The 14,799-nt window shown below is 40.9% G+C and carries 19 protein-coding genes; 1 reads left to right on the top strand and 18 read right to left on the bottom strand.

Annotated features, from left to right (window positions below; genetic code table 11):
* Position 1: 1 nt before the first annotated feature.
* The 4 genes from CNR22_13570 to CNR22_13555 all read right to left on the bottom strand — a co-directional run bounded on the left by CNR22_13570 (position 2) and on the right by CNR22_13555 (position 3,725).
* Positions 2 to 1,201 (bottom strand): acetyl-CoA C-acyltransferase, encoded by a 1,200-nt coding sequence (locus CNR22_13570; GenBank protein PBQ32759.1) that lies wholly within the window; start codon positions 1,199 to 1,201, stop codon positions 2 to 4.
* Positions 1,202 to 1,306: 105 nt separating this feature from the next.
* The gene (locus CNR22_13565; GenBank protein ID PBQ32758.1) at positions 1,307 to 1,999 is read right to left on the bottom strand and encodes a short-chain dehydrogenase; all 693 of its coding nucleotides are present in this window, start codon (positions 1,997 to 1,999) and stop codon (positions 1,307 to 1,309) included.
* Positions 2,000 to 2,069: 70 nt separating this feature from the next.
* Positions 2,070 to 2,888, bottom strand: coding sequence for an alpha/beta hydrolase (locus CNR22_13560; protein PBQ34901.1), 819 nt, complete (start codon positions 2,886 to 2,888; stop codon positions 2,070 to 2,072).
* Between the two features lie 258 nt (positions 2,889 to 3,146).
* Positions 3,147 to 3,725, bottom strand: coding sequence for a TetR family transcriptional regulator (locus CNR22_13555; GenBank protein PBQ32757.1), 579 nt, complete (start codon positions 3,723 to 3,725; stop codon positions 3,147 to 3,149).
* A 161-nt stretch (positions 3,726 to 3,886) separates the two neighbouring features.
* Here CNR22_13555 and CNR22_13550 point away from each other — a divergent pair, with 161 nt between their 5' ends.
* A complete protein-coding gene (locus CNR22_13550) occupies positions 3,887 to 5,137 on the top strand; it encodes a hypothetical protein (GenBank protein PBQ32756.1) in 1,251 nt (416 codons plus the stop codon).
* 32 nt (positions 5,138 to 5,169) lie between these two features.
* Here CNR22_13550 and CNR22_13545 read toward each other — a convergent pair whose 3' ends face one another.
* From CNR22_13545 to CNR22_13480, 14 genes are all read right to left on the bottom strand, one after another.
* Complete coding sequence (locus tag CNR22_13545; protein ID PBQ34900.1) at positions 5,170 to 6,909, bottom strand: hypothetical protein; 1,740 nt, start codon at positions 6,907 to 6,909, stop codon at positions 5,170 to 5,172.
* 119 nt (positions 6,910 to 7,028) lie between these two features.
* Positions 7,029 to 7,592, bottom strand: coding sequence for a hypothetical protein (locus CNR22_13540; protein ID PBQ32755.1), 564 nt, complete (start codon positions 7,590 to 7,592; stop codon positions 7,029 to 7,031).
* 112 nt (positions 7,593 to 7,704) lie between these two features.
* A complete protein-coding gene (locus CNR22_13535; protein ID PBQ32754.1) occupies positions 7,705 to 7,908 on the bottom strand; it encodes a hypothetical protein in 204 nt (67 codons plus the stop codon).
* A gap of 16 nt (positions 7,909 to 7,924) precedes the next feature.
* Entirely contained in the window at positions 7,925 to 8,566 is a 642-nt protein-coding gene (locus CNR22_13530) for a hypothetical protein (protein ID PBQ32753.1), read from the bottom strand.
* Between the two features lie 213 nt (positions 8,567 to 8,779).
* Positions 8,780 to 9,556 carry a hypothetical protein gene (locus CNR22_13525; GenBank protein ID PBQ32752.1) on the bottom strand — a complete coding sequence of 259 codons (777 nt, stop codon included), beginning with the start codon at positions 9,554 to 9,556 and terminating at the stop codon, positions 8,780 to 8,782.
* Between the two features lie 11 nt (positions 9,557 to 9,567).
* Entirely contained in the window at positions 9,568 to 10,017 is a 450-nt protein-coding gene (locus CNR22_13520) for an N-acetylmuramoyl-L-alanine amidase (GenBank protein ID PBQ32751.1), read from the bottom strand.
* Positions 10,018 to 10,028: 11 nt separating this feature from the next.
* Complete coding sequence (locus tag CNR22_13515; protein PBQ32750.1) at positions 10,029 to 10,844, bottom strand: hypothetical protein; 816 nt, start codon at positions 10,842 to 10,844, stop codon at positions 10,029 to 10,031.
* Positions 10,808 to 11,560, bottom strand: a complete 753-nt coding sequence (locus CNR22_13510; protein ID PBQ32749.1) for a hypothetical protein — start codon at positions 11,558 to 11,560, stop codon at positions 10,808 to 10,810. Before CNR22_13510 ends, CNR22_13515 begins: the two co-directional genes overlap by 37 nt.
* Positions 11,561 to 11,578: 18 nt before the next feature.
* Positions 11,579 to 11,758, bottom strand: coding sequence for a hypothetical protein (locus tag CNR22_13505; protein PBQ32748.1), 180 nt, complete (start codon positions 11,756 to 11,758; stop codon positions 11,579 to 11,581).
* Positions 11,759 to 11,776: 18 nt separating this feature from the next.
* Entirely contained in the window at positions 11,777 to 12,613 is an 837-nt protein-coding gene (locus CNR22_13500; protein PBQ32747.1) for a hypothetical protein, read from the bottom strand.
* A gap of 1 nt (position 12,614) precedes the next feature.
* Entirely contained in the window at positions 12,615 to 12,947 is a 333-nt protein-coding gene (locus tag CNR22_13495) for a hypothetical protein (GenBank protein ID PBQ32746.1), read from the bottom strand.
* Entirely contained in the window at positions 12,944 to 13,540 is a 597-nt protein-coding gene (locus CNR22_13490) for a hypothetical protein (GenBank protein ID PBQ32745.1), read from the bottom strand. The genes CNR22_13495 and CNR22_13490 overlap by 4 nt, the downstream gene beginning before the upstream one ends.
* Positions 13,540 to 13,917: a hypothetical protein gene (locus tag CNR22_13485; GenBank protein PBQ32744.1), complete on the bottom strand. Its 378-nt coding sequence runs from the start codon at positions 13,915 to 13,917 to the stop codon at positions 13,540 to 13,542. The genes CNR22_13490 and CNR22_13485 overlap by 1 nt, the downstream gene beginning before the upstream one ends.
* An 80-nt stretch (positions 13,918 to 13,997) precedes the next feature.
* Positions 13,998 to 14,723 carry a hypothetical protein gene (locus CNR22_13480; protein ID PBQ32743.1) on the bottom strand — a complete coding sequence of 242 codons (726 nt, stop codon included), beginning with the start codon at positions 14,721 to 14,723 and terminating at the stop codon, positions 13,998 to 14,000.
* Positions 14,724 to 14,799 lie beyond the last annotated feature (76 nt).

Below are 14,799 nucleotides of genomic sequence, written 5' to 3'. Positions count from 1 at the left end.
TTCATGATTTGTAATTTACATTTTCGATTAATACTGCTGTACCTTGGCCTACACCAACACACATTGTTGCTATGCCATATTTTTTATTACTTCTATTTAATTCTAATGCAAGGTGACCGGTTATTCTAGTGCCGGAACTGCCTAGTGGATGACCAATTGCTATGGCACCTCCATTCACATTTGTTATTCCTGCATCAATCTTTAGTTCGCGAATACAGTGTATAACCTGAACAGCATAGGCTTCGTTTATTTCAAAAAGATCAATATCCTTAATCTGAAGCCTTGTTTTCTCTAAAAGTTTTTTTGTTGCAGGTATAGGCCCCGTTCCCATAAAATCGGGATGCACACCAGCTACTGCGGTTGATAGTATTTTTGCAATTGGTTTAAGTTTGTATTTATTTACTACATCCTCAGAAACAATAATCATTGCAGCGGCGCCATCATTAAGGCCTGAAGCATTACCTGCTGTAACGGTACCGTTTGACTTAAATATGGTCTTTAAAGATGATAGTTTTTCTATGGTTGTATCCTTCCTAACAGCTTCATCTATATTTAGAATAGTGTTTGAGGTTGTAGTCAACGGAATAATTTCTTTTTCAAAAATCCCATTTTCATATGCATGAAGGTATTTTTTATGTGAAGCAAGCGCAAAATCATCTTGGGCTTCACGGCTCCAAAGCCATTGCTCTGCAATGTTTTCAGCAGTTTCACCCATAGAATATGTTTTGTAAATTGACTCAAAGGCAGGGTTAACAAAACGCCATCCCAATGTAGTGTCAACCATTTCTAAATTACGGTCAAAACCTTTTGAGGCTTTTAACATTACATAAGGTGCTCTGCTCATACTTTCTACGCCACCTGCAATTATTATATGGTCAAGACCAGCTTGTATTCTTGCAGTTGCATCCATAACTGATTGCATGCCTGAAGCACATAAGCGATTTACAGTTACTCCTGGAATATCAACTGGAAGCTCAGCTAAAAGTCCTGCGAAACGGGCAATGTTTCGGTTATCTTCTCCTGCTTGATTCGCACAACCTAGAATAATATCATCAATTTCGGACAAATCAATTAGTTTATTCCTTTTTACTAATGATTTAATTACGAGTGCCGCAAGATCATCTGGTCGATAATTACTTAATGCACCTCCATATTTACCATATGGAGTCCTTTGAAAATCTATTATATATGCTCCTGTCATAACAAAATAGCGAACTGTATATTTTAAATTAAAAAAACTATTTTTCTATTTCCGATTTGATCACAAATCAGGATGATGCGCCAGTTATTAAAATTGTTATTAAAGTTATTGTGCAAACATTTTTTCTAAACTAGCAGGATTTTTCATGAATTCATTCCCTACATAATTGGAACCATTATCAGGGAATATATATTCAATGCCCTCTTCAATCCCTTTTAAAATATTTTGAGCTGTAGTTATTGGATCAGCCTTTTGCATATCCCCAAAATCTTTTGCCATGTCAGTATCTATCGTTGCAGGATATATTCCTAAAACATGAATATTTTCTTTTTTGAGTTGCATTCTGTAGGATTGCGTTGCGGAATGTAGTGCTGCTTTGGATGCAGAATATTTCTTTGTAAACGCCATAGGAGTTAATGCTAATATGGAGCAAACATTGGCTATTATACCACCATTATTCATGTTAGGAATAAGAGTATCGGTTAAAGCAAGTGTTCCATAATAATTAGTAGACATATTTAAATCCTTATCAAATGAGATATTATCATAAGCCAGAGCACCAGCATTGTTTATTAGAACATCAATATTCTGAAAAGTTGACATTTTCTTAATTGATTCGGGGTCGTTCAAGTCCAGATTAATTTTATGAACTCGAGGATCATTTGTTTCTATTTTGCTAGTATCTCTTGCTGTAGCATATATCTTTTCTGGATTTTCTTTTAATGCTGCTAACAGCAATTCTTTTCCAATTCCACGGTTTGAACCAGTGATTACTATTGTTTTACCTGTTAATTTCATGTTGTTCTTTAGTTTTAATAACAGGCAGCAATTTTCGTATTGTAAATTACTGCCTGATTTATTTAGTTAATTAGTTTGCAAGAAAAGTGTTTATATAGCTTGTAGATAGCTCCGGATATTGAAATTGAGGAGCATGACCCGATTCAGGAAATATTATATGCTGAATCGAAGCCGCTTTCTTTAACAACGGGAACCAATTTTCTGTAGCAAAAGAAACATCATGGTCACCTGAGATTACCAAAACTGGCGTTTTTAAAGTAGCGTATGCTGCTCTATAATTTTCTTTGTCTTCTCCTATGGCTTTATTTGCTGCAAAGTAACGTTGAAATAAATCTTGTGTAGCAGGAATTTTCGATACGTCAGCATGTGCAAATATTCTGTCCATTGAAGCTTTCGCTGCTGCTCTACTTTTTTCTGATTTTGGTTCAAAGAAAATAGCTACATAGTCTTCAAAATCATTTGCAGGTTTCAAAGCTTTTTCTAAAAATATTGGTTCAAAAGGCACATCATTTTTCCCCATTGGATTAGTACCGATTAGAACAGTCTTTAATATCCTATTGGGATTTAAAAATGTTACATACTGCGCTATCCATCCACCGTAAGACCAACCCATTACGTTGAACTTATCAATTTTCAGATAGTCAGCCAGCTTGGTTACTTCCGCTGACAGCTCGTTAATGTGAAGAGGTAATTCGCCTGTTGAATACCCAATACCCGCATAATCAAATGTTATAACGGTATTGTTTTTTGCTAATAGTTCAAGAAAAAGTGGATCCCATGTGTCCAATGTTCCACGAAAACGATTAACTAAAATAATTGGTGTTCCTTTTCCAATTTTTCGATAAGCAATCTTTTGATTATCGATTACTGCATACTGTGTTTCTGTCATGTTTTTTGTTTTATTTTTTGATTCTGTTTTTTGAGCAAAACTGTTGTTTATATTGGCTACTAATGCAACAAATAGTGCAAGAGTCAATTTTAATTTTTTCATTTTTCTACTTTTAAATTGTATTTTTTTAATTAATGTTTTTATTACAATTATGTACCAATCGGTACATAATTATTTAAAAAAAATCGCTAGCTTGTGTCATCGTAATTTGTTTTCATATCTATATTTTACTATTTGGTACAAAATTGATCAAAAAAATTATACTATCTGTTTAAAATGCTCATCTATGAGCTTTTTAATTTTTTTAGGGTTTTTCTCTAATTGCCTTGTTATATTTAGGCCACTCCAAAGATTGAGGAAATATAAGGGCAAAATGTCTTTCGGTACTTTAAAGTCTAAAACTCCTTTCTGTTTTGCAGTAATTAGTACTTCTGAAAAGCAATTTGATATTTTCATCATAATGGCAGCGGCTTGATCTTTCACCTCTTGTTTCTCAACCTGTATTATTGCATTACTAAAATAGCAACCATTAATATGTGGCCCGGAAGCCTCATCACTCATTTGATAATAAAATGCCTTTATAGAGTCTACTGGATTTTCAATTGTTTTTAGACCCTTCAAGAATTGATCAAAATACTTGTAGAAAAATCTTTGTAGTGATTTTTCAAATAACTCTTGCTTCCCATTTTTATATGCTAAGTAAAAACTACCCTTACCTATGCCCATTGCTTTTAAAAGGTCCTCTGCAGAAGCAACTTCGTAACCTTTCTTCCAAAACACCTCTGTCGCCTTGTCAAGAGCAACTTCATTATCGTATATTTTAGGTCTACCAGCCACTGCTCAAAATAATTATGGTACAAATATAGTAATTGTACCGAATAGTACAATATTATTTTTAATTTTTTCTTGGCTTTCCTATTTGGTGTAAAAAAACGTAAAAAATATTAGGTTGCATTTGATTTATTCTGAAATTAGATCTCATTCAAATCCCAATTACTATGTCAGGTCTTTACATTCCTTCAACACCCGTATTTGAAAAACTACAGCAGCTTGCTCAAGGCTTTTGGTTAGACTTGGATAGTGAGGATAAGCCCGCGCTATTGATAAAACTTGAAGCATCTGTGACAGACAGTATAATTTCTGGCTGCCCCTTGGAACTAGTTTTAAGAAATCCTAATGTAACTCCAAGAAGCTGCACCTTATATATTTATGACCGATCTGACGAACCCTTATTTGTCAATGCTGAGAAATTAAGTGAGGAAGATCAAATACACAAGGGCTTTGATTTTTTTGCTATCAAATTGTTACAATCCTCTGAGATTATTATTGCATTGTATAATGAACTAGCGCACCCAATTTTTAGAACTGAAGCAAAGTTAGACATAGAACGAGCAGAATTCGATAAATGGGTCTTCAATATCTATAACAATCCGGAATATAAAAACTATGATTTGCGTACTACCGAACTGCCCTACCTACCAGAAGATAGTAAAATCGGTTTTTCGATAAAAATATCTAACACAGATCATTCAGCGCAAGAAAAACCAACAACTATTCATCTGCCCTTTGACCAGCCCTTTAACAAGGAAGATTTCTTTTTTGGACAGGCTTTCAACCAGCAAGATTTCCAAGGGGATGGAAAACATGGATACTATCAGGAATTTTCAGTCACCGCAATCCTAAATAGAGTTATGACAGACGGCATAGATTTCTTTGTTAGTCCAAAAAATATTGACGGAACGGAATTCTGCGACTACATAATAATAGACAATAACCGCACACTCCTAATTGAATCTAAATATGTTCAAAGTTTGAAACCTACCAAACGGCATGCTGCAATTACAAAGGCGATCCTTCAATTGAATAACACCGAAAAAGAGATCATTACAGACGCTTACAAACTTGAAGACCCAAAACTAGTCTCCGCCTTAAACAATGTCGAATATGTTCTGAAAATTTGTTTACTAAGTAGTAAGACTGTTCTTACCCCTGAGAATTCAAAGACGATTATCACGCAACATCAAAAGTCTGAATTGCCAATCTTCATTCCGGTAAGTACCTTTTCTCAGATCGCGGCGGCAATGGCCCTCATTGATAAAGATCGAGTAGCAAAAAACTTGCTTAATTCGCTAGCAAATATCTATCACGATTTTATGGAAAGTTCAGATGAAATTAGGTACGTTAACTTATTCAAAATTAAAGGCTATTCTCTTGAGCAATTGAACGCTTTCGGGCAGAAACACGTTTAGGTTGCCCAAAATGCCGAGGAGAGAGTAATTTTTTAGGCAGCGGGATACAATTCTGGAGAAAAAATATCCATCTTCCCTCCCTGATTAAAGCGACCGAACTGGATGGCCTTCCCTTTCTCCGGGATTTCAATGACAACATCAACGTTGTGCATGTATTCGTTCGTTCCACGTGCTGATCCGGCTTTGGTTACCTGAAAAACATACACGAAGCTGATATTCGGATATTTTTCTTCCAGCCGTTTCAATTGATCAGGTGCAAGTTTCAAGCTGGTGACACTGTCGAGGAATACAAAACCATAGGGCGAAAGATCTGTAGGGATCGTTCCCGCAATATCCAGGTTCTCGTTGGCGGCTTCTTTATCTTTGATCTTTAGTGCAAGCGTTGGACTCATAAACTCTTCCTTGCTCACGTATAGAACCTTCCCATGATTCTTTGCCAGATAGCTGGCGAAGTCGACGCACAGGTAGCTCTTACCCATTTTAGGCATACCGAACACCATCGCAGTGAATCCCGGTGAAGGATCACCGATAAAATCCTTCCATTTGTCTTTTAGTCCGATGGTTGCAAATTCAAGATTTGCAAACTGCGAACTGGAAATGATCGCAGCATTTCGCTCACTTACTCCGTTCAAGGCTTTTACTTTCTTCTTTGATTTAGCGTATATTTTATCTGAAACTTCAACAGTATTCTGCCACTTGGCCACGATTTCGTTCAGGTGCTTTATAGTTGCCGGTTTCAGAACAAAGTAATCCGCCTGATACATTTTGTTAAACTGATCAACGGCGGCTTTCTGAATTGCATTAATCTCCTTCGCAACCGGAGATGTTTTTCTGATCTTTTTTTCTTCAATAGCTTTTTGCAGCTCGTCTATAAAAATGCCGAATGTATTTTTATATAAAACTTTACCATGAAAGCCAAGGAAACGTTCGATAAAAAGACTTTCCCTCCAAATGTCCGCATATGGATTTTTTTTCATTTGATTTTTGTTTTGTTGAATGTGGCCAGCAAGAGCCACGGTTTCTTTTTCTGCTTCAACACCGATGTGCGGGGTGATCCTTGCAAGATCATAGTTGTAAACCAGCACCTCGGTCTTGCGCTTTTCAGTTAGCTTAGTTACAGCCACGTACTTTTCGATCTTCTTGGTTTTCCAGCCGTTCTTCCGGATATACTTGGAAAGAATTTCGGAAGGATAACTGCTGAGTAGAAACTTGGCCTTTGCTTTTGAAAGTGCTTGCAACAATTTTTCATATTCAGCTTCGGTGTAACCATCGTAGTGACCTTGATCCGATCCGATGTACGGTGGATCACAATATATAAATGCATCTTTTTCATTGCATCGAGCTATCACTTTCAAAGCGTCATTGTTCTCGACTTGGACAGTCCTTAGACGATTCTCGTATGCCTCGATAAACGCCTCGCGCTTTGCTGCAACCGCATTCTCCTTTGAATTAGTCTTACCAAAGCCCCACGAACCAATCATTCCTGCAAACCCTTGATTAGTTGCTGTCCATAAAGCCCATGCGCGTTTCACATCGGAATGCGACTCGGGATCGTTGTAGATCTGTATCGCGATACGATACAATTCTCGGCTGTGCAACGTTGCTTGTATTTCTTTCTGCAACGCTGGAAATTTTGTTTTAAGTACCTTAAAAAAATTGACCACTTCACCATTCACGTCGTTGATTACTTCGACCTCCGCTTTGGGCTTTGCAAAAAACAAAGCGCCGCCGCCAAAAAAAGGCTCGCAGTACAACCGGTGTTCAGGAATCATGCTGAGCAAGTACTTCAGTATAGTTTGTTTACCTCCGTAATATGTTATTGGTGTTTTCAATAGTTTTGAATGATTAAAAACTTCCCCCTGAATCCAGGAGGAAGTTTTAAGGTTAGAGTCTAGCTGTATTGGTACTCACGACGCATATCCCAGCGCTTGTCGAAGTTCTTGTTGCCAAGAGCCCAATGGTAAGACAAGTTTCCATCGTCATTGGTGACACGCTGGATTGCCCACACCGCAGTATTACCAGCCGTACCGGGAACCGCGTAGCCTTTGTAGATTACACGACCTTCAGTTTCATCCACCAACTTGGGTTCCAGTACCATGTTATCATTCATCACGTTCAAAACAGTGTTTACATTCTGAACGGAGTTTTTGATATTTTGGAGTTCAGCTGTTTGGATCAACTGATTAGCTGCCGTCGCGGTAGTACCAGCCATCGACACTGGTTCAAGCATCGCTTCGATCTTATCACGCAGGTCGTCCGGACTCACGCTAACAGGGTTGTCAACAGTGGCCTGATCCACGTAAATGTTATGCAATGGGTCTTTGCCAATGTCAATTTTGATCTTGCCATTGAACAGCGTCTCTACCGTTACAACATTTGATTTAAGGACGAACTTCGGTACTCCATTGGTGACAATTTTAAGACTCGCACCGTCGTCTATGATTTGTGTTGCCATATTTGTTTCTGTTTTTGTGCATTTGGCTCTAAGTCGATCAAAAAGGGTAGGTGCTAAAAACTGTACAAGTCGTTTAATAGCGTTGGTTATTGATCCCCGAACCTTGTGCGGGTTATTCATTCTTTGTTTTGCCTTCGTCGTCTTTGTCTTTGTTTTTTATAACAATCCCCGTAATAGCCTCTCCGATTATCGCTCCTATGAAGCCGCCTATCATTACATAGGGCACTGCATCCTTGTGGGCAACTTTCGCATAGAAGTAAGTACCGAGTGAGGCCAAAAGAGTGACAGACGAAACGATTGTCTTTTCGTTGATCATGGTCGTTACTTATTTGTTAGCGCCTGTATTTGATAAGAAGGGAAGTGGTAAGCCCGGACACAAACAGCATTCCTGCTGCAAGTACCCGGTTCTGATTCCTTTTTCGTTTTTGTTGTTTCAGGGCATGATTTAGGTTTTCGGTTAGTTGCCTTTCGCGTTCAACCTGTTCCTGGACTAATGACTTCATCTCTTGATAAGCACTGTTACACAACACAATTTGTGAGTCGCGAACCGCAATAATTGATTCTGAAAAATGTACTTTGTTCTCGTAGTCACAAACCAAAGAATCGGTGACGGAGTTAAGCGTATCAATTTGAGTGGCCACTTCATGTTTAAGTAAACTATCGCCGATTGCATTGCTGCCGCCGCTTAACAGTCGTCTTTGCATGTCTTTAATTTTACTCCTCTCTTTTTGGAGCGCTGCATGACTTTCTTTGAGTTGCGAGTTAGCTATCAGAAGTTGACCAGCCAACATATCATTGCGGTTCTTAAATACAACATTTGCATTCGATTTCGTTGCATCGATGGTGTTTGCCTTCGCCCTAGTTTTGCCGGGAGGCGTCAACCGGATGTTGCCAGCGCTTAGGCTGCTGTCAAAGAATAAGTATCCTGTAAATAGACCTGCGCAAAAGGCGAGAATAATATGAAAGGTTCTCATGTTTGTTTTTTTAAGTTGGTTATTGATTAATCTTTTTATTCGCTTCTTTTCTCAAGAGAATAGCCAAAGGCCGAAGCACCTATCATGCTCATGAATGAGTAGAACATATATTCGGGAATATGCAGCCCAAAGAACTGCTGGCTTATCCACGCCACAATGCTCATTAAAACATAGGTGAGCGCGATGGCCTCCCTGAGAGAAAAATTGCCGTCTTTATCCTGAAGGAGTTGGTGAATGATGTGTCTGAAATTTATCTTCATTTGTTTTTGTTTGAAAAATGTCCGAGAGGAAGTCGCTTACTTCCCGCGCCGCTGTTTTAATTTTTTCCTGATTGACTATCGCTGCATAACCAAGACCTAACATGCTCACAGCTCCCACACTTGCAAGCACATACCGTAGATTCTGCCTCCTTACCGCCCTGAAATCGATGAGGGTGTATGTAAAGTGATTTCCATACTGCTGTTTGTGCTTTTCGCAGAGCGATAGAAAGAGCTGAAAGTCATTTACGTTTTCGAAGACCTGGCACCCGGCAGAATACTTGTCAACAATTTTCGTGCTGCCTGAGATGCTCGCACGATGAATGTTGATACCAAACATTCCGACTGACCTGCTCCCATTGCTGAAGTCAAGAACTGCATCCCTATTGTAGTCGCGTATCACCGTAATTGGTTTCTGCTGAACTAACGAGAGGTACTTACCTTGATGCATTCCTAACCCATAGCTATTGAGGTACTGGCCTTCGGCAAGAATCGCTGTTCCTTGCGGCTGCATCGGCTGCTTAAGCCAAAACGTTCCGGGATCAGTAGTCACTCTGAATACATGGTAATCCCAGTTGAGTGCGGAGACCTTGTAGAAGACGTGTATTTCATCGTCAAAGCGATTCGGAACTACCGACTTGCTCCGAAGGCCAACCACATTCAATTCGTATGGACGAGAGAATAGATGGTAACCTTTGTGGCGCAGTATTGCCTTCATTTTCTGCAAGCTCATATCCGATCCCCTTAAGCTGCGTGATCAAAGTCAGGCGTGTAATTTGCCAGCCATGTTTTTACATCGAAAGAAGGGCAGGCTTTGTTCACCCCCTCAAAATCACGGTGACCTTTTACTTCAGCCCCTTTGTATTTTTCGGTGAGCTCCACGATCTTGTTGAACATAGCGTGCTTCTGTGCGGCTGTTCTGTTGTCGATTGGTTTCCCGTTTTTGTCGATGCCGCCGATATAGGAAATGCTAATGCAGACTTTATTGTGAGCGTATACCCCGTAGCTGTTTTTGTTCTCGTCTAATAGCCGCACTATTGTTCCATCCCGCAGAATGATATAGTGGTAGCCGGGAGTGTCTCCCCACTTTCGGACTTCTTTCCAATAGCGCTTAATGGAGTCGACGGTAGTGTTCGGTGGAGTGGCTGTGCAATGCACAACGATGTATTTAATTATTCTCTTTACTGTTCCCATATTTTTGAATTTTAGATTGACCACTTGTCCGTTGCTTCGTTGTACTTCAGTCCCATTTTTAGAAACACCTGCTTCGTTGCTTCTGTCTGGGATTTTTCGGGGAAGGATTTAAACAATGCAGTTACGAGAGTCTGCCTCACGCCACCGTTCACCCGATAATTTTTAAACTTTTCCGATACGAGAGAATAGTTTTTGGTGTTGGTGATTGCCTTCAGCAGTGTAATTACAGAGTTGAAATCCTTCGCTACGATCGCTTTATAAATTCCTAGTGCAATGGATGTCGGATCAAAAATGGTTAATGGTGTTTGTGTTGTTGTTTGTGTTTGCGTGATTTTTTTGAACTCTGCTTCTGATAGCGGGACTCCATACCCTTTGTTTCGAAGGAAGTCCGCCAGCTCGGTTCCGAATACTCCATCCGCGCCGTACTTTGGAAAAATGCTGGCGCCAAAAGTTCGCACAAGAGATTGCTGAAGCTCGAGGACTTTATTTCCTTTAGCGCCGAGATTAAGAGGAAAGGCATTGCCAGCATTAGCAGGACGTACACTGGTACGAGGCAAACTATTAGTATGAGTTTGAACAGGAATTTTAGTATCCAGGTTATCAGTTGTTTGATCGGAGTTATCATTGCTTTCGTTTTTTTGTTTTTTTAAATGTTTAATTCCAAAGAAGGCTAAAGTGCCTAGCGCCAATGTTCCGAGACTTAGCAGCACCGCTTTTTTGGCTTTTCCCTTATCGGTTGCCGCATTGTTTTGTGTTGTTGCTTCTCCTGTATTCATGGTCATGTTCACTTTTAGCTTTTTCTTTTTTTCACGATGATCTGTAACCATTCATCGTACTGGCCGAATTCTCCTTCGCCTTTCAGATCGTCAAAGAGGTTGGCACCATACAAGGTTTTGTATTCTACCCCCACCTTAATAAATGCTGCCTGCGTCGGTATTTCGTCAAGCGTTACTTTTACGGCCACGCTATCTGTGCCTGGCAGAAATCCGTACTCTTTGTCAAAAGCTGCCTTCAGTCTCTTCGCCCACGCCTTGTACTGCGTGGCCAGTGGAGGCTGTCCTTTCTTCGCTGGTTTGGCATTAATGATCTGCATCATCTCGTTGTACTCGGTACTTTGCAGCTCATCGGCCATGTCGCGGATCACGTTGCTGTTGTATTGCTTTTGGTAAGATTTTATAATCTTATCCCATTCCTCCTGCGAGGGAACTGAAACCAACGCTTCACGTAAGGCATCTGTGTTGGTTCCCCACCAGCCGTCGTTATCAAAGGCCATTTTGATCTGTTTGGCGGTGGTTGCCGGAGTGCCTTCATCAAAGCTCTTTAGCTCTTCCTTACTGGAGATGGCATTGAGTATGATCTTTCTGCCGAACCAAATTGATCCTCCGACACCCACAGCAGCCAGCAGGCCGTACACGATCTTTTCTTTCAGCGTCCAGCTTTCATCCTTCAGTGTGGTGGCTATGGATGGATTGCCTGCCTCATGCACCGGAACCGGTGTATAATTCGGTGCGGCGGTTGGTTGATATGGTTGTAGTTGGTTCAATTCAGGAGTTCTTCGTGTTTACAGTCCTAATTTTTGTTTTGCAATAGCCAGCGCAGCAGGGCTGTTAACTGTATTGGTTAAGATTTGTAGTTCGCTCATTGTTAGTTTAGAGCCGATGGCGTTCAGGCATTGCATTTTTTTTATTGCTTCCTGCTCGCTTGGAGCTACAATGGTTGTTTCAAATTCAAATTTTGGCATGGTTACTTATGTTGATTGTTATTCTTCTTCGTTGATTGCATTGAGATCAATGTTGAGCAGCTCAGCCACAGTTTTTAATTGGGAAGTATTCTCACCCAGCGCTACGATCACAGCTCCGAGAATTTGTTTCTGATCCTGATCGAAATGCTCAGCGATAAAATCACTCAGCTGTTGTACTGCTTCGTCGTGTTCGGAATCAGGTTGCTTTGTTTTTGCTTTCGTCTTAAATGAAACCTCACCCTCGAAACCGCCGTTCAGTTGTGCAGGCTTTGTCCGGTTCTCCTCCTGGATCACTTTAGCGATCCCATTCAGCACCGGAACTTTATCCAGCACTTTCGGATAGTGAATGGCTATTCCTTCAATCGTTGAGCTGGCCAGCTTACCGAGATCAAAGCTCCCGATGTGATTGGGTTTAGTTTTTACATCCTCCAATTTGTCCTCTAAGATGTCGATGTACAATTCGGCCTGCTCTAACTTATGTTCTGTTTCTTTCAGTTTCTCTTCGGTGCGCTGCATAACCAGCTTCTCTTCAAACTGTTTCATGCGCTCGGAGATCTTCGCTTCCATGTCCACGCCATTGAGTGCCTCCGGCTTTGCGTTGAGCGTGTATTTGTACCACTCCTTCCGGTTGCTGTTCACGTCAGGATACACACTGATCACCAACTCCGTTGTGTTCTCGTTCAAGAAATTGTGCAGTTCTTCAAAACGCTCTACTTTATTTGTCTTGTGAACGCGTGTAAAGCCGTTTACTTTGACCTCAAAGGAGAGCGGCCTGCCTTCTTTCGTTTCGGCATCCAGCATCAAGCGGATGCTTTCTATTTCACTTGCGTCGTATGGTTTGTATTCTGCTGCCATGTTATTTCTCGTTTGCTTTGTGTTTTAAGATCACCTGAATAAAGCGCACGTGGATTGGAGCGCCGGACAGATTACGCAGCACGATCAATCCTTGATGTTCGTATTTCAGCTCGTTAGAGGTCGGATTACTCAGATCGTAAAAACCGAAATCCGATTTGATGTTCACGTCCACGGGATCATGCTCGAGAAAATAGAATTCATTGTAGGCTTCTATCTCTCTGATCTCTGCTCCCTGAAGTACACAGTGCCTGAAAGACGTTGAATAGTCAACGGGGTTGTATCCCATGTCGCGCATCCTGCTCTTGATTACTGCTAATGCTAATTCTGTATTCATGGTTTTACATCTGGTGATTTATTTTCGAATTCGTATATCACGCCTCTGTTAACCTCGGTGGTTTGTACCCATACAAATACCTTCACAGTGTATCGTGTGTCAGCGTTTCTTCTTATTCCGATATCATCACTAAAGAATCCATACAGGATATTGCTGCTACAAGGAATATTCGTGGTTCTCAGTTCACTTTTTACGATAAGACTGTAAGGACTTTTTGAGAAAATGCCATAGCTCATATCAGGCATAGATGCGTTGAGAAATACAAACGGAATCCAGGTGTCAAAGAAGATGTTGTATCGATTCATGCTTTGCAGCTTTAGCTTGCCGACAACCGGATTGCTTATGCTGCGCCACAACATGAATGGTCTACGGTTCACTACCACGCCTCCGGATGTTCCGTCGGGTCTTACACCACCACTGCCGTCGCTATGACTTCCACCACTTGAATCAGCTTCAATTGTCGAGAGCATGACCACGTCGGTTTCAATTCCGGTAATACGCACAACGTTTTTCGGAAGACGGATTTGGAAAAAATTGACTTCCCCGCGTTTTTGGATTGTGATCTGCTTAACTATCAACCTGGCTCTGCTCATTAATCCTCCCTTTCTCCTTCCACGCTTATGCTAACCACGTATGGCTGAAAAGCAGTCAGCCCATCATTGGTATCTGTGTATTCAAAGTTGATCTGCCCGTTACCCGTGTCGCGTCTGCCGATGGATTTTAAGCGCTTGTCCGCAGGCACAGAAGCCCAACACATTACTTTCTTCACACTGTATCCTTCAGGTGCGATCTCATCTTTGTTGATTTCCAATCTGAATGATCCACGGTAGTAAGCGAGATCTTCACGATTAGACAGTATTGTATAGTGCGTGATAGCTTTTACACTTTTATCCAGCTCAAATGTTTTTTTGAATGTTTGTCCGGCTGCGGTAATAGGAAGATCAAAGTCTTTACTGAAAAATTTTGCCATGATATTTTTTGCTTTTAATGATTAGGTTGCGCTCCATGCTCTTGGCCACCAGCCTTGAGCATGGAACTTCAACCCTGTTACTAAGGAGTAGTAATAGTACCGTGCAACCCGATATACATCCAGGTCTTTTCGGTATTGATCCCTGTCAGCGATCCAAGCTCTACCGTAGCCTCAAGCAGGATGTCATCCTGAATAACGCGTGGGTTTGCCAGCTTGTAGTAGCCGAACGGAATCTGATTGTTGTTGGATGTTTTGAAAACCGCGTTGTCCACGTCACTGAGAATGATCTTCTTGTTCGCTTTCAGAGTAAATTCTCCGTTGCAAAGTGCAGGGAAATCCTCCAACTTGCCGAATGGGGTTGCCATTACTGAGTCGTCATTCACCGGACGGGCGTCGGGGATCACGCCCGCAAGTAGGATGATGCCACTCACCAAAAGCGCCTGATTTTTAGGCAGCTTTGCATTGCTTATGTTTCTTAAGCCTACAGCTTTTACATCCTGTGTCTCAAACAGCTTGATCGTTTTTGAGTTAACAGCTTTGCGGCTGTAGATGATCGTATCCGCCAAGCGCAGATCACCTTTTAAAAGACCATCCTTAATATGCTGCGGCAATTCATGGAAGTGTTTTTCCATTTCTGCTCTCGATCCACGGCTGCCTGCCTTGCCACCGAACAAACGGTTCATTGTTTTGTGACGTTTGATGGGATTCATTGCGGCCAACGCTCCAAGCAACTCATCATCTGCACCCTCTAATCCGAGAAGCGCGCCTGAGTTATTGTATTCTCCAAGTCCTTCTAATTCTAACATGATTATTGTTTTTAATTGTTTTTGTTTTGTTTAGACAGTTCTTATCTAAGGATGCCTGCCACCACAGAGACATCCG

This window comes from Sphingobacteriaceae bacterium, from assembly GCA_002319075.1.
Taxonomy (GTDB): Bacteria; Bacteroidota; Bacteroidia; order B-17B0; family Aurantibacillaceae; genus Aurantibacillus.
The sequence above is the reverse complement of the archived record's forward strand: the minus strand, read 5'-3'. Positions and strand labels throughout refer to the sequence as shown.